The organism is Bacillus luti (assembly GCF_001884105.1).
Classification (GTDB): Bacteria; Bacillota; Bacilli; order Bacillales; family Bacillaceae_G; genus Bacillus_A; species Bacillus_A luti.
Genome location: NZ_MACI01000093.1, coordinates 168,291 through 188,846 on the forward strand (window position 1 = coordinate 168,291; position 20,556 = coordinate 188,846).

At 36.3% G+C, this 20,556-nt stretch carries 19 protein-coding genes; 17 read left to right on the top strand and 2 right to left on the bottom strand.

The features are described 5' to 3' along the window. Positions 1-14 precede the first annotated feature (14 nt). The 14 genes from accC (at position 15) to BAQ48_RS23715 (ending at position 15,865) form a co-directional block, all read left to right on the top strand. Positions 15-1,367 carry an acetyl-CoA carboxylase biotin carboxylase subunit gene (gene accC, locus BAQ48_RS23645; RefSeq protein WP_071713037.1) on the top strand — a complete coding sequence of 451 codons (1,353 nt, stop codon included), beginning with the start codon at positions 15-17 and terminating at the stop codon, positions 1,365-1,367. Between the two features lie 22 nt (positions 1,368-1,389). Then, on the top strand, positions 1,390-1,782 hold the full coding sequence (locus tag BAQ48_RS23650; RefSeq protein ID WP_000807630.1) for an Asp23/Gls24 family envelope stress response protein: 393 nt from the start codon (positions 1,390-1,392) through the stop codon (positions 1,780-1,782). Positions 1,783-2,129: 347 nt separating this feature from the next. Then, complete coding sequence (nusB, locus tag BAQ48_RS23655) at positions 2,130-2,522, top strand: N utilization substance protein NusB (protein WP_000830247.1); 393 nt, start codon at positions 2,130-2,132, stop codon at positions 2,520-2,522. Positions 2,523-2,545: 23 nt separating this feature from the next. Beyond that, the gene (gene folD / locus BAQ48_RS23660; protein WP_000226742.1) at positions 2,546-3,406 is read left to right on the top strand and encodes a bifunctional methylenetetrahydrofolate dehydrogenase/methenyltetrahydrofolate cyclohydrolase FolD; all 861 of its coding nucleotides are present in this window, start codon (positions 2,546-2,548) and stop codon (positions 3,404-3,406) included. 26 nt (positions 3,407-3,432) lie between these two features. After that, positions 3,433-4,791, top strand: a complete 1,359-nt coding sequence (gene xseA / locus BAQ48_RS23665; RefSeq protein ID WP_071713038.1) for an exodeoxyribonuclease VII large subunit — start codon at positions 3,433-3,435, stop codon at positions 4,789-4,791. Continuing rightward, entirely contained in the window at positions 4,781-5,011 is a 231-nt protein-coding gene (gene xseB, locus BAQ48_RS23670; RefSeq protein ID WP_000428423.1) for an exodeoxyribonuclease VII small subunit, read from the top strand. Before xseA ends, xseB begins: the two co-directional genes overlap by 11 nt. Further along, the gene (gene ispA / locus BAQ48_RS23675) at positions 5,011-5,901 is read left to right on the top strand and encodes a (2E,6E)-farnesyl diphosphate synthase (protein ID WP_071713039.1); all 891 of its coding nucleotides are present in this window, start codon (positions 5,011-5,013) and stop codon (positions 5,899-5,901) included. The genes xseB and ispA overlap by 1 nt, the downstream gene beginning before the upstream one ends. Positions 5,902-6,202: 301 nt before the next feature. Beyond that, entirely contained in the window at positions 6,203-8,095 is a 1,893-nt protein-coding gene (dxs, locus tag BAQ48_RS23680) for a 1-deoxy-D-xylulose-5-phosphate synthase (protein ID WP_071713040.1), read from the top strand. Between the two features lie 3 nt (positions 8,096-8,098). Further along, positions 8,099-8,938 carry a TlyA family RNA methyltransferase gene (locus tag BAQ48_RS23685; RefSeq protein ID WP_071713041.1) on the top strand — a complete coding sequence of 280 codons (840 nt, stop codon included), beginning with the start codon at positions 8,099-8,101 and terminating at the stop codon, positions 8,936-8,938. A gap of 142 nt (positions 8,939-9,080) precedes the next feature. Beyond that, a complete protein-coding gene (argR, locus tag BAQ48_RS23690; RefSeq protein ID WP_001032581.1) occupies positions 9,081-9,530 on the top strand; it encodes an arginine repressor ArgR in 450 nt (149 codons plus the stop codon). Between the two features lie 266 nt (positions 9,531-9,796). After that, complete coding sequence (recN, locus tag BAQ48_RS23695) at positions 9,797-11,536, top strand: DNA repair protein RecN (RefSeq protein WP_071713042.1); 1,740 nt, start codon at positions 9,797-9,799, stop codon at positions 11,534-11,536. A gap of 118 nt (positions 11,537-11,654) precedes the next feature. Continuing rightward, positions 11,655-12,953 carry a SpoIVB peptidase gene (gene spoIVB, locus BAQ48_RS23700; protein ID WP_071713043.1) on the top strand — a complete coding sequence of 433 codons (1,299 nt, stop codon included), beginning with the start codon at positions 11,655-11,657 and terminating at the stop codon, positions 12,951-12,953. A 289-nt stretch (positions 12,954-13,242) separates the two neighbouring features. Next, the gene (spo0A, locus tag BAQ48_RS23710; protein ID WP_033665531.1) at positions 13,243-14,037 is read left to right on the top strand and encodes a sporulation transcription factor Spo0A; all 795 of its coding nucleotides are present in this window, start codon (positions 13,243-13,245) and stop codon (positions 14,035-14,037) included. Positions 14,038-14,332: 295 nt separating this feature from the next. Continuing rightward, positions 14,333-15,865: a glycosyltransferase family protein gene (locus BAQ48_RS23715; protein WP_071713045.1), complete on the top strand. Its 1,533-nt coding sequence runs from the start codon at positions 14,333-14,335 to the stop codon at positions 15,863-15,865. Between the two features lie 167 nt (positions 15,866-16,032). Here BAQ48_RS23715 and BAQ48_RS23720 read toward each other — a convergent pair whose 3' ends face one another. Beyond that, the gene (locus BAQ48_RS23720) at positions 16,033-16,179 is read right to left on the bottom strand and encodes a YycC family protein (RefSeq protein WP_001247671.1); all 147 of its coding nucleotides are present in this window, start codon (positions 16,177-16,179) and stop codon (positions 16,033-16,035) included. A gap of 50 nt (positions 16,180-16,229) precedes the next feature. On the opposite strand from BAQ48_RS23720, the gene BAQ48_RS23725 reads away from it, so the two are divergent. Next, positions 16,230-16,958 (top strand): glycerophosphodiester phosphodiesterase, encoded by a 729-nt coding sequence (locus BAQ48_RS23725; protein ID WP_071713046.1) that lies wholly within the window; start codon positions 16,230-16,232, stop codon positions 16,956-16,958. Between the two features lie 51 nt (positions 16,959-17,009). Here BAQ48_RS23725 and BAQ48_RS23730 read toward each other — a convergent pair whose 3' ends face one another. Continuing rightward, positions 17,010-17,243 carry a DUF2627 domain-containing protein gene (locus tag BAQ48_RS23730; protein WP_001190189.1) on the bottom strand — a complete coding sequence of 78 codons (234 nt, stop codon included), beginning with the start codon at positions 17,241-17,243 and terminating at the stop codon, positions 17,010-17,012. A 137-nt stretch (positions 17,244-17,380) separates the two neighbouring features. On the opposite strand from BAQ48_RS23730, the gene BAQ48_RS23735 reads away from it, so the two are divergent. After that, on the top strand, positions 17,381-19,453 hold the full coding sequence (locus tag BAQ48_RS23735) for a sigma-54 interaction domain-containing protein (protein WP_071713047.1): 2,073 nt from the start codon (positions 17,381-17,383) through the stop codon (positions 19,451-19,453). Between the two features lie 195 nt (positions 19,454-19,648). After that, complete coding sequence (gene yqiS, locus BAQ48_RS23745) at positions 19,649-20,548, top strand: phosphate butyryltransferase (protein ID WP_071713048.1); 900 nt, start codon at positions 19,649-19,651, stop codon at positions 20,546-20,548. Positions 20,549-20,556: the final 8 nt, after the last annotated feature.

Genomic DNA, 20,556 nt, shown 5'->3' on the forward strand with positions numbered 1-20,556 from the left:
AGGGAGTCTTTGTGATGATAAAAAAAGTATTAATAGCCAATCGTGGGGAAATTGCTGTACGAATTATTCGTGCTTGTAAAGAAATGGATATTGAAACAGTCGCAATTTATTCAGAAGCAGATAAAGAATCACTTCACGTGCAAATTGCAGATGAGGCGTATTGTGTAGGACCAACGGTTTCAAAAGAAAGCTATTTAAATTTGACGAACATTATTAGCGTTGCGAAGTTAACGGGCTGCGATGCTATACATCCAGGATACGGATTTTTAGCAGAGAATGCAGACTTTGCAGAGTTATGTCGTGAATGTAACTTGATTTTTATCGGTCCAAGTCCAGAAGCTATTTCAAAGATGGGCACAAAAGACGTTGCTCGTGATACAATGAAAGAAGCAGGGGTTCCGATTGTACCAGGTTCACAAGGGATTATTAAAAATACCGAAGAAGCGATCGAGCTTGCTAATCAAATTGGATATCCAGTTATTATTAAAGCGACTGCAGGTGGCGGCGGAAAAGGTATTCGTGTTGCACGCCATGAAGAAGAGCTTGTAAAAGGAATTCAAATTACACAGCAAGAAGCTAGTACCGCTTTTGGGAACCCTGGTGTATACTTAGAAAAGTACGTTGAAGATTTCCGCCATGTTGAGATTCAAATAATGGCAGATGCACATGGAAATGCCATTCATTTAGGAGAGCGTGATTGTACAATTCAGCGCCGTTTGCAAAAACTATTAGAAGAAAGTCCATCACCTGCGCTTGATGAAAATATTCGCAAGCAAATGGGTGAGGCGGCAGTTAAAGCGGCGGTAGCGGTTGATTATACAGGTGCTGGTACGGTTGAGTTTATTTATGAATATAAAACGAAAAGCTTTTATTTCATGGAGATGAATACGAGAATTCAAGTTGAGCATCCGGTTACTGAAATGGTAACAGGGATGGACTTAATTAAAGAACAAATTCTTGTAGCTTCTGGAGAAAAGTTATCGTTACAGCAAGAAGAAGTACAATTTAATGGTTGGGCAATTGAATGTCGAATTAATGCGGAAAACCCTGCCAAAAAATTTATGCCATCTCCAGGTAAAGTAGAAATGTACTTACCACCAGGCGGATTTGGTATTCGCGTCGATTCAGCTGTATATCCGGGATATTCAATCCCACCTTTCTATGATTCGATGGTTGCTAAATTAATTGTTCACGGAAAAACACGTGAAGAGGCAATTGCAAAAATGAAGCGAGCGCTTAGTGAATTTGTCATTGAAGGCGTACATACAACAATCCCGTTCCATTTGCAATTGCTAGATCATCCTGATTTTGTAAAAGGTGAGTTTAATACGAAATTTTTGGAAGAGCATGAACTTGTGACGCAGTGATACATTAAAGGAGGTTTTTTTCATGGCTGAACATATGTTAGATATGGGTCAAGATACAACTCTTGGTAAAGTAGAAATTGCACCAGAAGTAATCGAAGTAATTGCTGGTATTGCAGCTGCTGAGGTAGAAGGCGTAGCGGCAATGCGTGGTAATTTTGCTACAGATGTTGTTGAGAAGTTAGGTAAGAAAAATCATGGTAAAGGTGTAAAGGTTGAATTAGCAAACGAAGATATTATCGTTGATCTATATGTTGTAATGTATTTTGGCGTAGCAATTCCAGTTGTTGCACAAAAGATTCAAGACAACATTCGCCAAGCACTCTTTACAATGACAGGACTTGAGCCAAAAGAAGTGAACGTTCACATCGTTGGCGTAACATTCGAAACACAAAAAACAGAAATCGAACCAGTGTAAGAATGAAAAAGGTGCCTAGTAACATAGGCATCTTTTTTATCGTTTCATTTCTTCACAAATTACAACCCTCTAATTATTATACTATTTCAAAAAATGAGAAATAAAAAAGAAAACATTTCGTTTTTCCAAAAAACGTACATTGTGATAAGATATGGAACTTGAAGTTAATCTTTTTATTATTTTTCAGCCTTGTAACCCGTGTGTGAAACGATAAATTGTGTTATTATCATTGTATTATAAGGTTGGAAAATCAATGAAAACTGTAAGAGTAAGTGAATTGACGGCTTATAAATTATAATAATATAACAAAGCATAAGGAAAGACTTGAAGCATAAAGGAGAGTTACAATGAAACGTAGGACGGCTAGAGAAAGAGCTATGCAAGCATTATATCAAATGGATATTACAGGTGAATTAGAACCGAAAGTAGCGGTGGAAAACACGCTAGATGAAGGTGAAGAAACAAATGAGTTTCTAGAATCACTTGTTGTAGGTTTTGTAGAAAATAAAGAAGCAATTGATGAAGCGATTCGTCAAAATTTAAAAAAGTGGAAGCTTGAGCGAATTAGTATTGTTGACCGCAGTATTTTACGTGTAGCTGTGTATGAAATGAAATACATGGAAGAAATTCCACACAATGTAACAATTAACGAAGCAATTGAAATTGCTAAAACATTTGGGGATGAGGAATCTCGTCGTTTTATTAACGGCGTTTTATCTAATATAAAAGATACACTGTAATTTCTTTAAGGGGGAATCTTAAAATGGTAGCAGTAATCATCAAAGGAAATGAAGTTGCGGAGAAAAAACGAACACAATTAACAGAAGAAGTTGTGAAGTTGAAAGAGCAAGGGATTGTACCAGGATTAGCAGTTATTTTAGTTGGAGAAGATCCAGCATCTCGTTCTTACGTAAAAGGAAAAGAAAAAGGCTGTGAACAAGTAGGGATTTATTCAGAGCTAATTGAACTTCCTGAAACAATTACTGAGGAACGTTTGCTTGCTGAAATCGATCGCTTAAATGGCGATGACCGTATTAATGGCATATTAGTGCAATTACCTTTACCAAAACATATTGAAGAAAAAGCTATCATTGAAAGAATTTCACCAGAAAAGGATGTAGATGGATTTCACCCAATCAGCGTGGGACGTATGATGACGGGGCAAGATACATTCCTTCCATGTACACCGCATGGTATTGTAGAACTAGTAAAAGAAACGAATCTTGATATTTCGGGAAAACATGTTGTAGTAATTGGAAGAAGTAATATTGTCGGCAAACCAGTGGGACAATTGTTCTTAAATGAAAATGCAACTGTCACATACTGTCATTCTAAGACGCAAAATATGAAAGAGTTATCGAAGTTAGCGGACATTTTAATCGTAGCAGTTGGACGACCTAAAATGATAACAGCTGATTACATTAAAGAAGGAGCAGTTGTTATTGACGTTGGTGTAAATCGCCTAGAAACAGGAAAGCTTTGTGGTGATGTTGATTTTGACAACGTATTAGATGTTGCAGGTTACATTACGCCTGTTCCAAAGGGTGTTGGTCCAATGACGATTACAATGCTTCTTCATAATACTGTTGAATCTGCCAAGCGTGCAGGTGTTGTTTGTAAATAATTTGAATCGGCTATGAGGAGAGAGAGATGGAGAAACAATATTTAACCGTTACAGCATTAACACGCTATATAAAAACAAAAATAGAATACGACCCGCATTTGCAGTCTGTTTGGTTAAAAGGTGAAATTTCCAACTTTAAAAATCATAGTCGTGGTCATATGTATTTTACATTGAAAGATGAAAATGCAAGAATTGCAGCGGTTATGTTTGCGGGTCATAATCGTAATATTAAATTCAGACCAGAGAATGGAATGAAGGTACTCGTGAAAGGGAAAATCTCTGTTTACGAGGCGAGTGGTTCTTATCAAATTTATATTCAAGACATGCAACCTGATGGAATCGGAAACTTGCATTTAGCTTACGAACAGTTAAAAGTTCGTTTAGAGGAAGAAGGTTTGTTTTCTCAAGTTTATAAAAAAACAATTCCTCCGTATGCTAAAACAATAGGTGTGATTACGTCGCCAACAGGAGCAGCGATTCGTGATATTATAACAACGATTAAACGTCGTTATCCAATTGGAAATGTTATTGTATTTCCAGTACTTGTACAGGGGGAGTCAGCAGCTCCCTCAATTGTACAAGCAATTCGTACAGCGAATGAAATGAGAGAGATAGATGTACTAATCGTTGGACGCGGAGGAGGTTCTATTGAGGAATTGTGGGCTTTCAACGAAGAAATGGTTGCAAGAGCAATCTTTAAAAGTGAAATTCCTATTATTTCGGCAGTAGGCCATGAAACGGATTTTACAATCGCAGATTTTGTTGCAGATTTACGCGCGCCAACACCGACTGCAGCAGCTGAGCTGGCAGCACCTAACATTATAGAGTTGCGAGAAAAGGTATTACAAAGAACCCTCAGATTGCAAAGAGCGATGAGAGAGTTAGTACATAAAAAAGAAGAAAAATTACAAGTATTGCAAAAATCTTATGCGTTCCGTTATCCAAGACAAGTATATGAGCAAAAGGAAGAGCAATTAGATCGAGCATTAGAACAGCTTGTGTTAGCGAAAGAGCGCTATATTGATAAAAAAGTAAACCAGTTAAAACAGCTTTCATTTTATTTAGAGAAGCACCACCCATCTCAAAAAATTATGCAAACGAAGGTAGCAGTTGAAACGTTGCAAAAACAATTGCAACGTGAAATGCAAACGTTACTTCAAACGAAAGAATTTGCCTTCGTAAGAGCAGCTCAAAAACTTGAAGCATTAAGTCCTCTTAAAGTAATGATGAGAGGGTATGGGCTTGTATATGGTGAAGAGAAGCAAGTGTTAAAAAGTGTGAAAGATGTCAGCCTTGGAGATGCTGTTTCAGTTCAATTACAAGATGGAATACTAGATTGTAGCGTATCAGGCATAGAGGAGCGTGAATTGAATAATGGAAAATAAATTAAGCTTTGAAGAGGCAATTTCGCAACTTGAGCATCTCGTTTCTAAGCTAGAGCAAGGTGACGTACCTTTAGAAGAAGCAATCTCTTATTTTAAAGAGGGTATGGAGTTATCGAAGCTTTGTGATGAGAAATTGAAGAATGTACAAGAACAAATGGCAGTTATTCTTGGGGAAGATGGAGAGCTTGAACCGTTTACTGCTTTAGGAGATGAAGCATAGTGACTATCGCTTTTGATACTTTTTTGAAAGAAAGTAAAACTTTCGTAGAAGAGAAACTTGTAAGTTATGCAAATGAATTACAATGTCCTAATGTACTTCGTGAAGCGATGGCATATTCTTTGGAAGCGGGTGGAAAACGTCTCCGCCCGTTACTTTTATTTGCAACATTACAAGCGTTTGGGAAAGAAAGAAATCTTGGAGTAGGTGCAGCTTGCGCTCTTGAAATGATTCATACATACTCGTTAGTTCATGATGATTTACCTTGTATGGATGATGATGATTTAAGAAGAGGAAAGCCCACAAATCATAAAGTATTTGGTGAAGCGATGGCAGTTTTAGCGGGAGATGGTTTGTTGACGTATGCTTTTCAAGTAATTATGGCATATGAGCAAAAGGAAATCTCTGCTGAAAAAAAAGTAAGACTTGTACTTGAACTTGCAAAGGCAGCAGGACCCGAAGGAATGGTTGGCGGACAAGTGGCAGATATGGAAGCTGAGGGGAAATTGCTTACAATTGATGAATTGGAGTATATCCATAAGCATAAGACAGGGAAACTGCTTGAATTCGCTGTACTTGCAGGAGCGATACTTTCTGATGCCACAGAAGAGCAGGAAAAAAACTTACTTACGTTTGCAAAATATATCGGTCTAGCTTTCCAAATTCGAGATGATATTTTAGATGTAGAAGGAACCGAAGAAGAGATTGGAAAACCGATTGGTAGTGATGTTTCAAATGAAAAGAGCACATATACAACGTTATTTACTGTAGATAGAGCAAAAGATATTTTAGAAGACACAATTGCAAAAGCGAAAGATGCAATTAGCTCTTTGCAATTACAAGATGAATATCTAGTATCTATTTGCGACTTGATTGCAAAACGTAATAACTAATATAACAGCGTTTTCATTTGTTGAGTCATTCATCATTTTATGATATAAATGTAGGAAAAGGTTTTTCTTTTCTTGTTATTGGCAAAAATATATGTAGATTACATTGCCGTTATCACTTCGTGTTAGCGGCTATTTTTTTCATCGCCTAAAGAAATATGGTTTATAATAAGATTAGGGCACAATAGACTGGTTAATAGCAAAACAAGATGAAAAATAAAAAAGAGAATTTCTTGTGTTGTGTAAATGTTTCTTATAGTATTTGACATGTTGACAGATTATGAAATGAAAGTGAGTGATCCATGTGGATCTAACGCAAATTCAAAACCCTAGTTTTTTGAAAGATATGTCTATCAGTGAACTAGAGGGATTGAGTGAGGATATTCGTAAGTTTTTAATTGAAGAGCTCTCTCAAACAGGTGGACATATTGCACCTAATTTAGGTGTAGTAGAACTCACAATTGCTCTGCATAAATTATTTGATAGTCCGAAAGATAAATTTTTATGGGACGTAGGACATCAATCCTATGTACATAAAATTTTAACAGGACGTGCAAAAGAATTCGGCACATTAAGGCAATATCAAGGACTATGTGGTTTCCCAAAACGTTGCGAGAGTGAGCACGATGTATGGGAAACGGGCCATAGCTCGACATCATTATCTGCTGCAATGGGAATGGCTTTAGCACGTGATTTAAAGAAAACGAAAGAATATGTTATACCAATCATTGGAGATGGTGCTTTAACAGGCGGAATGGCTTTAGAGGCATTGAACCATATTGGACATGAAAAAACAGACATGATTGTTATTTTGAATGACAATGAAATGTCAATTGCACCAAACGTTGGTGCGCTTCATAATGTGCTTGGACGTCTACGTACCGCGGGAAAATACCATTGGGTAAAAGACGAACTAGAGTATATATTAAAGAAAATCCCAGCAGTCGGTGGGAAAGTTGCTGCGACAGCAGAGAAAATAAAAGATAGTCTTAAATATTTACTCGTATCTGGCGTCTTTTTTGAAGAGTTAGGCTTTACATACTTAGGTCCAGTCGATGGACACGATTATGAAAAGCTATTCGAAACGTTGCAATATGCAAAGAAAACAAAAGGCCCAGTGCTTGTTCATGTTATTACGAAAAAAGGAAAAGGTTATAAACCAGCTGAGAGTGATGTTATAGGAACTTGGCATGGAACAGGACCTTATAAAATTGAATCAGGTGACTTCGTTAAACCGAAAGAAGTTGCACCAGCATGGAGTGCTGTTGTTAGTGAAACAGTACTTAAGCTAGCGAGAACGGACGAGCGTATCGTTGCAATTACACCTGCAATGCCTGTTGGATCGAAACTTGAGAAATTCCAAAAAGAATTCCCGGATCGTATGATTGATGTAGGTATTGCAGAACAGCATGCTACAACAATGGCAGCGGGTATGGCAACGCAAGGTATGAAGCCATTCTTAGCGATTTATTCAACATTTTTACAAAGAGCATATGACCAAGTTGTTCATGATATATGCCGCCAAAATTTAAATGTTTTCATCGGAATCGATCGCTCTGGTTTAGTAGGCGCAGATGGTGAAACGCATCAAGGTGTATTTGACATCTCATTCTTACGTCACTTGCCGAATATGGTAATTATGATGCCAAAAGATGAAAATGAAGGGCAACATTTAGTATATACGGCGATGCAATATGAAGATGGACCAATCGCATTACGTTATGCGCGTGGTAATGGACTTGGTGTTCATATGGATGAAGAATTAAAGGCGATTCCAATCGGTTCATGGGAAACGTTAAAAGAAGGTACACAAGCGGCTATTTTAACGTTTGGTACGACAATACCAATGGCAATGGAAGCAGCTGAGCGTCTTGAAAAAGCTGGAGTTTCAGTGAAAGTAGTGAACGCTCGCTTTATTAAACCGATGGATGAAGCATATTTACATGATCTCTTAGGAAAAAATATACCGATTTTAACGATTGAAGAAGCTTGTTTAATCGGTGGTTTTGGAACAGGAGTAGTTGAATTTGCATCTGAGAATGGGTACCATAGTACATTAATTGAACGAATGGGTATTCCGGATCGTTTCATAGAGCATGGTAGTGTAACAAAATTATTAGAAGAAATTGGTTTAACGACAGAAGCAGTTGTAGACCGTATTCATACAATGATTCCATCAAAACAAAAAAGGGCGTAACAAATGAGTGCAAAAAAAGAAAGAGTAGACGTACTATTAGTAGAGCGAGGACTTATAGAAACACGTGAGAAAGCAAAACGCGCCATTATGGCAGGTCTTGTATATGCAAATGAGATGAGACTTGATAAGCCAGGAGAGAAAATCCCACAAGATACAGAAATTACGGTGAAGGGACAAGTTATGCCGTACGTAAGCCGTGGTGGTTATAAACTTGAAAAGGCATTAGAGACATTCCATCTTGATTTACAAGATAAAGTTATGATAGATATTGGTTCATCAACTGGTGGCTTTACGGATTGTGCGCTTCAAAATGGAGCGAAATTATCTTATGCATTAGATGTAGGATACAATCAACTTGCGTGGAAATTACGTCAAGATGAGCGTGTTGTCGTAATGGAACGAACAAACTTCCGTTACGTAACACCAGCAGATTTAGAACGTGGTTTACCGCAATTTGCTAGTATCGATGTTTCATTTATATCATTAAAGCTTATATTGCCAGTTTTAAAAACAATGCTAATGCCTAATGGGGACGTAGCTGCGTTAATTAAACCGCAGTTTGAAGCTGGAAGAGAGCAAGTTGGGAAAAAAGGTATCGTTCGCGATAGAAAAGTACATGAAGCTGTCGTAGAAATGATTGTCGATTTTGCTTTAAAAGAAGGATACAATGTAGAAGGTTTAACATTCTCACCAATTACGGGCGGGGATGGTAATATTGAATTTTTAATCCATCTGAAATGGCATGGTGAACGTGAGAATGGCGAAAATCATTCTCCAGTTTCTGTTGAGCAAGTTGTTACAGAAGCGCATGACGTTCTAAAACAAAAAGGAAAAGGGGAATAACATATGTTGTTCCTCTTTTTGTTGTAATTGTATAATGATTGTAAAAACAATTGTGTACAAGTAACGAATTATACGTTAACATAAATAAGTGAAGTATACCAATGTTTAAACTATGGTAAGAGATAGTGTGAGGTGCAAATGTATGAATAAAGGTCAGCGCCATATTAAAATCAGGGAAATTATTGCGAACAAAGAAATTGAAACACAAGATGAATTAGTTGATATTTTACGTAATGAGGGATTTAATGTAACGCAAGCGACAGTATCGCGCGATATTAAAGAGCTGCACTTAGTGAAAGTGCCATTACATGATGGTCGCTATAAATATAGCTTGCCAGCAGATCAACGATTTAACCCGTTGCAAAAATTAAAACGAAATCTAGTGGATTCATTTGTAAAATTAGACACGGCAGGACATATGCTTGTGCTAAAAACATTGCCTGGTAACGCTCATTCACTTGGGGCACTTATTGATCATTTAGAGTGGGATGAGATCATCGGAACCATCTGTGGTGATGATACTTGCTTAATTATTTGCCGTACACCTGAAGACACAGGTGTTGTCTCTGATCGTTTCTTAAATATGCTGTAACAAAAAAATCTTGTTTACTTTCCTCTATAAAGTGGAAAGTAAACAGGATATTTTTATGGATTAAAAATATGTATTTTCAATTGCAATATAATATTTTGTTCGAATAAAGTAAGAAAATAGGTGGATTGACCCGTAAAACAAATGTTTGGTACAATGGAGCGGGTTAGAAAAGTAATATATACATAAAACATATAGTATGACTATTTGAATAAAGAACTGAGAAAAGCCCTAATAGGGGATTAGTTTATAACGAGGTGAATGGGGCATTGTTATCGGAATTATCGATTAGAAACTTTGCTATTATTGAGGCATTAAATATTTCTTTTCAAAAAGGTTTAACGGTTTTAAGTGGTGAAACAGGGGCCGGGAAATCGATTATTATTGATGCGATTAGTTTGCTTGTAGGTGGCCGTGGTTCAGCAGAATTTGTTCGATACGGAACAGAAAAAGCTGAGATAGAGGGGCTATTTTATGTTGAAGATGATAAGCATCCATGTATTGCAAAGGCAGAAGAATTGGATATAGAAATAGAAGATGGCATGATTATTTTGAAGCGAGACATCGCTGCAAACGGAAAGAGTGTATGTCGTGTAAATGGAAAACTGGTTACACTTAGTATATTAAAAGAAATTGGGAAAACGCTTGTTGATATTCATGGACAGCATGAAACACAAGATTTAATGAATGAAGAGCGTCACCTATTTATGCTCGATCATTTTGATGGAGAGCGTATTGTTAAACAATTAGGTATATATCAAAACGTATACGCTGACTACGAGAAATTAAAAAAACAGTTGAAATCGTTAAGTGAAAATGAACAACAAATGGCACATCGCTTAGATTTAATTCAATTCCAACATGAAGAAATTCGTAAGGCGGATTTAAAGATGGATGAAGAAAATGAATTAATTGAGGAACGATTGCAAATTTCTAATTTTGAAAAGATTTATAAAGCGTTAGGTGATGCATATCGTTCGTTAAGTGCTGACGGACAAGGATTAGATAATGTAAGAAGCGCAATGGGACAAATGGAGAGTATTACACATTTAGATGAAGTGTATCAGGAAAATCATGATTCAATTGCAAATAGCTATTATTTATTAGAAGAAGTGGCGTATCAACTTAGAGAAAAGCTCGATATGATGGAATATGATCCGAATCGTCTAGATGAAATTGAGACACGTTTAAATGAAATTCGTATGTTAAAGAGAAAATATGGAAATACTGTAGAAGAGATTTTAGCGTATGCTGATAAAATTGAACAAGAAATTTTTACAATTGAAAATAAAGATGTTCATATTGAAACGACGAAGAAACAGTTAAAGGAATTAGAAAGTGTTATTCTGCAAGAAGCAACGTTATTAAGTACTATGCGTCATGAGCTTGCAGAGCATCTTACAAATGCCATTCATCAGGAATTAAAAGAATTATATATGGAAAAAACGAAATTTGAAGTGAGAATCATGAAGAGAGAAGGAAATGCAGAAGAACCTCTTGTGGAAGGTACACCAGTAAGATTGACGGCGGATGGTTATGATCATGTGGAATTTTATATTTCAACGAACCCAGGTGAACCGCTAAAACCACTTTCAAAGGTCGCTTCCGGCGGGGAGTTATCTCGTATTATTTTAGCTTTAAAAAGTATTTTTTCTAAGCATCAAGGTGTTGCGTCTGTTATTTTTGATGAAGTGGATACAGGTGTGAGTGGCCGAGTTGCACAGGCTATTGCGGAGAAGATTTATCGTGTATCAGTAAACTCGCAAGTACTTTGTATTACGCACTTACCTCAAGTAGCTTCAATGGCGGATTCACATTTATTTATTCGAAAACAGGTAGCGAATGATCGGACAATTACATCAGTTACTGTTTTAACTATGGAGGATAAAGTAACAGAAATAGCTCGAATGATTTCTGGTGTGGAAATTACGGATTTAACGACAGAACATGCGAAAGAGTTACTTACGCAAGCGCATCATTTTAAACAGACAGCAGAGGCTATCCAGTAATGGATAGCTTTTTTTCTCAAATAACGATTTCTTAATTCTTCCGGTTATAAATAAAGCATTGCAAGGAGAGATTAAAAAGTGAAGCCAAGAGGCTGAATGTGGGGTAGGAGCGAGGAGAGTGAACAAATTGAAATTAGAAAGATTTCGCAAAATAATAGGTCTTTGTCTCCTTGTTTCTTTAGTTTTTATTGGATGTTTTAAACCGCTTCGAACGTTTATTTCATCACCGAAACAACTTGTTATTTTTGAAGGGCAACAATCAGAAATAGCTTCATTACCAGTTTTTCAAGCTTCATCTACAGATCGTCATGTATTTACAGTGAGTTCGAACGAACAAAAACAAGGACTTATGGTAAATTCTCATCAAAATGGTGAAGCAGATATGGTGTTTCAGCTTGCTGGTTTTCCAGTGAAAAAAGTAAATGTAAAAGTGCTGAAAGATTTTAAAGTTATTCCAGGTGGACAATCGATTGGTGTAAAATTAAACACAAAAGGTGTACTTGTTGTAGGCCATCATTTAATTCAAACTGAAAAAGGTAAAATATCTCCTGGTGAAACAGCAGGTGTGCAAATTGGAGATATGATTACTGAAATTAATGGTAAAACAATTGAAAGAATGAGTGATGTAGCACCATTTGTTCATAGTAGTGGTGAAACAGGTGAGCCGCTTAATCTTGTTTTGTTACGAGATGGAAAATACATTCGCACTAAGTTAACACCACAAAAAGATAGTGGTGAATCTTCTTATCGTATTGGCTTATATATTCGAGATTCGGCAGCTGGAATCGGAACGATGACATTTGTTCATCCAGATTCTATGAAATACGGGGCGCTTGGTCATGTTATTTCTGATAATGACACAAAAAAACCGATTCAAGTTGAAGATGGGCAAATTATGCGTTCAACAGTTACATCAATTGAAAGAGGAAGTCATGGGAATCCAGGAGAGAAATTAGCGAGGTTCTCACCAGATCGTGAAGTGATTGGTAATATTACAATAAATAGTCCGTTTGGCATTTTTGGGAAATTAAATACAAATATGACAAATGGTATAATGGATAAAGCAATGCCTATTGCATTATCAAATCAAGTAAAAGAGGGACCAGCAAAGATTTTAACAGTTATTGATCAAGATAAAGTAGAATCGTTTGATATTGAAGTTGTTAGTACAGTACCGCAAAAATTTCCAGCTACAAAAGGTATGGTTATCAAAGTAACAGATAAACGTTTATTAGCGAAAACGGGTGGTATCGTACAAGGAATGAGTGGAAGCCCAATCGTACAAAACGGGAAAGTAATTGGTGCTGTTACGCATGTATTTGTAAATGATCCAACGTCAGGATACGGTGTTCATATTGAATGGATGTTACATGAGGCTGGAATTAATATTTATGATCAAGAAAAAAAAGCGAGCTAATTTATTAATTAGCTCGCTTTTTCTGTTTAAAAATTCGTTGAAATTTTGTAAAAGCTCCGCAAGAGGTGTTTTTTGTTGTAAAATAAAAGGAAAGGGTTGAACGTTTCGTTGTATTTCTATGATGGAATGTGTTGTGAAAGGAAAAAAATGAACGATAAACATATTTTTTTGTGATTTTATCGGAAAGTAACAAACTTTAAAAGGGAATTTTCACACAATTGTCGAACAATTCATGTAGCCTAGAAGGATACACATGTCGGAGAATCGATTCGGTAAGGGAGGAAAAGCTGTGGAGAAAATTAAAGTATGTCTTGTGGATGATAATAAAGAATTAGTATCAATGCTAGAGAGTTATGTTGCTGCTCAAGATGATATGGAAGTAATTGGAACTGCTTATAATGGACAAGAGTGTTTAAACTTATTGAAAGACAGGCAGCCGGATGTACTCGTATTAGACATTATTATGCCACATCTAGATGGTTTAGCTGTATTAGAAAAAATGCGCCACATTGAAAGGCTAAGACAGCCTAGCGTAATTATGTTAACAGCATTTGGACAAGAAGATGTGACGAAAAAAGCAGTTGATTTAGGTGCTTCATATTTCATATTAAAACCATTTGATATGGAGAATTTAACAAGTCATATTCGTCAAGTGAGTGGTAAGGTAAACGCTACCATTAAACGTCCATTGCCATCTTTCCGATCAGCGACAACAGTAGATGGAAAACCGAAAAACTTAGATGCGAGTATTACGAGTATCATTCATGAAATTGGTGTACCTGCTCATATTAAAGGGTATATGTATTTACGAGAAGCGATCTCTATGGTATACAATGACATCGAATTATTAGGATCTATTACGAAAGTATTATATCCAGATATCGCGAAAAAGTATAATACAACAGCAAGTCGTGTTGAACGAGCAATCCGTCACGCAATAGAGGTAGCTTGGAGCCGTGGGAATATAGATTCTATTTCGTCCTTATTCGGTTATACAGTATCCATGTCAAAAGCAAAACCTACGAATTCTGAATTCATTGCGATGGTTGCGGATAAGCTGAGACTGGAACATAAGGCTAGCTGAGAGTAGGTATACTAAAGAGTTTACTCTTTAGTGAAACCGATGAATTATTGAATTTCATACTGAATATCGATTTTAAAACAAATAAATTGTTTTACCTAAAGACCAATGGATTTTATAATTCATTGGTCTTTTTATTTACTTTGATTTAAGAATAGTGAGGCGATTTAGTGGGATATATATGTAGAAAGGGGCAGGGAAAAGAAGTGGGTTGTATAGGGAATACGTGGGTTTGACATCGTAATCTTGATAACGTATCATTGATTGGGAAATGATATAGGTATAGGAGAATATAAGAATGTCTGTAAAAAAAATAGTGGATCGATTGTATCCAATCATTGTTATGACGGTGTTTTTGGCTGTATTTTCAATGATAGTAAGTAAGTTTTTCATTCCGAAAGTAATTTTGATGAGTGGAGAATTTCCGTATCCGACTGAGGAGTATACTGCAAGCAAGATAGGCGTTGTTATAGTAGCGACACTTCTTTTATTTGCACTTTTCTTTATGTATTACAAATGGGTTATTAATAAAATGAAAAGAACGTATACAAATATTATGATTACCTTAGGGATAATAAGTATTTTGGTGGTAGAAATATTTATTACTTCTATAGCGTTTAACCCTGTTGTAGGGGATTATGCCATCCTTAAACAAGGAATTGTCTCGGTGTTTAATGGAGATAATCAATTTTTAGAAATGGGACAACTTCTATTTTATCCATATAATACACATATTGTATTATTAGGAGGATACTTTTCTAAATTAATAGGAAGCGTAGATTTAGCCATAAAAATATTACCAATAGTATGTATAACAGGTAGTATCATTTTAAATGTATTGATTGTAAGGAAGATTACAAACTTTAAAGTTGCTCACATATCGATTGTGTTATCTGTGCTAAACATTTTTATATATTGGCAGGCACCGGTTTTTTATACACATACATTAGTAATATTTTTTATTTCAGCAACGATGTATACATATTTGTGCTTGAAAACGGCCGAAACAAAAAGAATGCAGATTATTTTGTGGATTTTATTGGGAGTTTTCGCAGCTTGTACTTACATTATACGACCGACAGCATTGGCGGTAGCGTTAGCGATTTTAATTGAAAATATTTTAAAGTTTCGTAAGGGATATTCTGTAAAGGTGTTAAGTAGTGTTGTATTTTGTTTAATCCTTATTGTAAGTTTTAAGGGGATAACGACAAAGCTAAATCTTAGTACCGATAATGAAATTGAAAAAATTCCGTATACTCATTGGGTGAAAATGGGTTTAAACAAAGATACGTATGGTGTTTGGAATCAGGCAGATGCAGATTATATTGATGATGAAAACATAAAGAATACGAAGGACTTGAATGAACACAATAAAGAAGTTATAGTACAACGTTTCAATGAGCTTGGTGTAATGGGTTATGTACAACATTTGAATGAAAAAATAACTAGAGAATGGGTATCGAGTCAGTTTTCCATGTATCGTATTGGGCAATGGTTCGAGCAGAAGAATGACAAGGTAACTAATTTTGTGTCGAACTATAGTACAACGAAGTATGAAATCGTTACTATATATTCTTACATTATTAAATTATTCGTGTATATAGCTGTTATGGCGGCTGTTATTCTTTATACAAAGAAAGATGAAAAAGAATCGGAAGTTATACGAATTGCGATGATTAGTACATTAGGAGTATTTACTTTCTTGTTACTATGGGAAACAGCCCCGCATTATACGTATGAGGCATTTGCATTTATGAATATTCCAGCTTCTTTAGGATTGTATAAATTGTTTACGATTGTGACAAAGGATAAACACGGACAATTTGAATAATTAAAATATTATAGCAAACCCCCTCTTTTCATAAAAGAGGGGGTTTGCTATGTATAATTGAAGAGGGTTTGAAATTGGGGAATAGAATGTGCGTTACATATTTTTAGTGGAGAAGTCATCCGTGATATAATAGTTGATAATAAAAAGCCCTGCAAAACAGGACCATATTATTCTTCATCTTTATTTTGTTTTTCTAATTCAACTAGCTTTTGAATTAAAATGTGCTGTGGCATATGCATGAGCTGTTCAAGTGGGACACCTAACGCTTTTGATAGACGGACTGCAGTGTCTGGAGAAATTTGTAATGGTCTCATAGAAGTACCTCCTTTTTCGTATAGTATAGCATAAGATTGGGGGAGTGAGGATGACTCTTATATTTGCACATCGTGGTGTAGCGGGAACGTACCCAGAAAATACAATGATTTCATTTGAAGCGGCGGAGTCTTTTAGAGCGGATGGAATTGAGCTTGATGTTCAATTAACGAAAGATGGAAAGGTTGTCGTCATTCATGATGAAACGGTGAACCGGACAACAAATGGGAAAGGTGCGGTTCGAAATTATTTATATGAGGATTTATGTAAGTTAGATGCAAGTTATAAATTTGGTGACAAAGTAGGTTTTTGTAAAATACCACTTTTAGAAGAGGTATTAAAATGGCTTGTAAAAACAGATTTGCTACTTAATATTGAACTTAAAAATAATAAAATCCCATATAGAGGTTTAGAAGAAGAGGTTATAACACTTGTGCGTAAATTTAGTCTGGAGGATCGGGTTATATTTTCATCGTTTAATCACTACAGTATGAAACGATGCCATATGATGGCTCCTGATATTCAAACAGCTATTTTATATCGCGAAGGTTTGCATAGTCCGTGGGCATATGCGAAAAAAATGGGTGCAACAGCAGTACATCCGAATTATCGTTACCTTCCAGATGCCATTGCTGAACTAACGATAGAAAGTGGTGTAGAGGTTCGCCCTTATACAATAAATGAAGAAACACTTATGCGTAAATATTTTGATATGAATATATCGGCGATTATTACGGATTATCCTGAAACAGCAAGAACTTTATTGCCTATAAAAAAATGAGACCGAGTGCAACGGTCTCATTTTTTATTTGTTAATAGAAGAAAATTTTTTCTATCTTCTAAAGCGGGCTTGAACTTTATTTCGTTTGCGGTCCCGGTGTAAGACGAAGCCACCAAAGATATAAAAGCCGAGTGCGAAGCAGAGAGCTCCGATTAAAAATTGTAACCATAGTATAGAGATTGGTGGAAATAGAATGCCGAATAAAGTATCCCTCATTAACTTAATGCCAAGCACGGCTAATGAAATAGGAATGAGTGCTAACAATAGAGCGAGGTAACGCTGCATACATAACGCTCCTTTTCAGATTATTTAGTATATTTTAATGATGTTATATGAAAAGGGGGTTTGTCAAGAGATTGCTGAACGAGTAAGATAAGGGTGTGAAAAAAATTGCAGAGATACTTCGAGAGGAAGTGTACGATATGAAACAAAAGGTGTTAATTGTTGGTGCAGGTGAAGGTGGCAGTACACTGCTGAATCTGTTACAAAGTTCGAATATATTTCAAATTATAGGGATTATAGATATAAATCCGATGGCGAAAGGATTACAAATTGCTAAGGAATATGGGATTACGATTGGAGAAAGTATAACTCCGTTTCTTTCTATGCACCTCGATGTCATGTTTGATATGACAGGTGACGATAATCTACATAAAGTTTTATTAGAGAAAAAGGATAAAGATACTCTTCTTATACCAGGTGATATTGCAAAAATTGTTACGAGATTAGCGCATGAGAAGGAAGATTTAATTAGAAAGTTAGAAGAACAAACACAACAAGGGGATTTAATTTTAAATTCTACACATGACGGTATGATTGTCATCGATCGAGAGGGGCAAGTCCGCCTTTTTAATAAAAGTGCGGAGCGTATTATCGGATATAAAAAAGAAAACGCAATAGGGAAACATATTTTAGATGTGATCCCAACGAGTAAGTTGCTTCGTATCATACGAACGAAACAAATAGAAGTGAATTATGAACTGACGTTAGAGAATGAAAAGAAAATTATTACAACACGTATTCCAATATTGAAAGAGGGAGGAGAGGTACAAGGGGCGTTTGCGATTTTTAAAGATATTACGGAAGTCGTAGATCTCGCGGAAGAAGTTACAGATTTGAAGGAAATTCAAACGTTACTTGAGGCGATTATTAACTCATCTGAGGAAGCGATTTCTGTCGTGGACGAAAAAGGAAGAGGGTTAGTAATTAACCCCGCCTATACGAAATTAACTGGATTAACAGAAGAAGATATACTTGGACAACCAGCTACAACAGATATTGTAGAAGGTGAAAGTATGCATATGAAAGTACTTCGAACACGCCGTGCGGTACGCGGAATACATATGAAAATTGGTCAAAAAAAGCGAGATGTAATCGTAAACGTAGCACCAGTCATTGTTGATGGTATATTGAAAGGAAGCGTCGGTGTAATTCGTGACGTATCAGAAATTCAAAAGTTAACCAATGAATTGAATAGAGCAAGGCAAATCATTCGAACATTAGAAGCGAAATATGCATTTGATGATATTGTCGGAAATTCAGATGAAACAACGGCAGCTATCGAGCAGGCGAAACTTGGGGCGAATACACCAGCAACAGTATTACTACGCGGAGAGTCAGGGACAGGTAAAGAATTGTTTGCACATGCTATCCATAATGGAAGTAATCGAAAATATAATAAGTTCGTTCGTGTAAACTGTGCAGCTATTTCTGAGACGTTGTTAGAAAGTGAATTATTCGGTTATGAGGAGGGTGCATTTTCTGGAGCGAAAAGAGGCGGGAAACGTGGATTCTTTGAGGAAGCGAATAATGGCAGTATCTTTTTAGATGAAATAGGAGAGTTATCTGCTAATACACAGGCGAAACTCCTCCGCGTGCTGCAAGAAAAAGAAATTGTAAAAGTTGGTGGGACGAAAGCGATACCTATTAATGTCCGGGTAATTGCAGCGACACATGTGAATTTGGAAAAGGCTATTTTAGAAGGAGAATTTAGGGAAGACCTTTATTATCGTTTAAATAAAATCCCGATTCAAATTCCATCTCTTCGTCAGCGTAAAGGCGATATACCAGCGATTGCAGAGAGATTAATTCAAAAAATAAATCAAGATTATGGCCGAAATGTAGAGGGGCTCACTGATTCGGCTATTTCATATTTACAGTCATATGAATGGCCTGGAAATGTGAGGGAGCTTGAAAACATTTTAGGGAGAGCTATTATTTTTATGAATTATAACGAGATATATATTGATGTGCAGCATTTACCACCTTTACATAAAGAAGAGCAGCTGGAGTTAAAACAAAATAACTTATTACCTGTATTAGAAGAAAAGCCACTTGAGCATTTAGTGACAGAGTTTGAAGGGAATATCATTCATGAATATTTAGATAAATTTGATGGAAATAAAACAAAAACTGCAAGAGCGCTAGGAATTTCAGTTCGGAATTTATATTATAAGCTAGAAAAGTATGACTATGCAAAAAATAGCATGCAATAAATTGCGTACCGTGCAATTTATTGCATGGTATACAAAAAGTGACAAAATAAGACAGAATCTTTTGTTATTTTCCAAAGTATTGATTTTACTGCATTTTGAATGCGTTTTCATAATTGGTAAGACCACTTTTAAAAGTTGGCACGGTATTTGCTTTATAAATAGACGAGGGACGACGGAAAGGGTTGATTACAAAATATGAAGTTAGAACACTTAATTGATCAAGCAGCAGGAAAGCCTAAAAAAACTGTGGCTGTAGCAGTAGCTGAAGATCATGAAGTAATTGAAGCTGTAGCGAAAGCAATTACATTACAGCTAGCTCAATTTCGTCTATATGGAAATCAAGAAAAAATAATGGGGATGCTACAAGAACATGGTTTACAAACTTCAGAACATATTGAAGTGATTGCAGCAACATCAAATGCTGAGGCTGCAGAACTTTCTGTTAAATCTGTGAGAAACGGTGAAGCAGATGTGCTTATGAAGGGGAACATCCCAACAGCGAATATTTTGAAGGCTGTGTTAAATAAAGAGTGGGGGTTACGTAAAGGTAGCGTACTTTCACATGTAGCAGCGTTTGAAGTTCCGAATTATAATCGTCTTATTTTCGTTACAGATGCAGCGATGAACATCGCACCTGATGTAACACAGAAAGCTGCTATTATACAAAATACTGTAGAAGTTGCCCGGGCAATAGGAATTGAGTTGCCAAAAGTGGCGCCAATCGCAGCAGTAGAAGTTGTGAATCCAGCGATGCAGGCGACAATTGATGCAGCGATGTTAACACAAATGAATCGCCGCGGACAAATCAAAGATTGTATCGTTGATGGACCACTTGCTTTAGATAATGCAGTATCACAAATTGCAGCAGAGCATAAAGGCATAGTAAGTGATGTAGCAGGTAAGGCAGACATTTTACTCGTCCCAACGATTGAAGCTGGAAATGTGCTATATAAATCACTCGTTTACTTTGCAGATGCAAAAGTAGGAGCAATGATTGCAGGCGCAAAAGCACCGATTGTTTTAACATCTCGTGCTGATTCAGCAGAAACAAAAGTATATTCATTAGCATTGGCAGTTGCGACTGCTTCAAAATAAACCAAAAA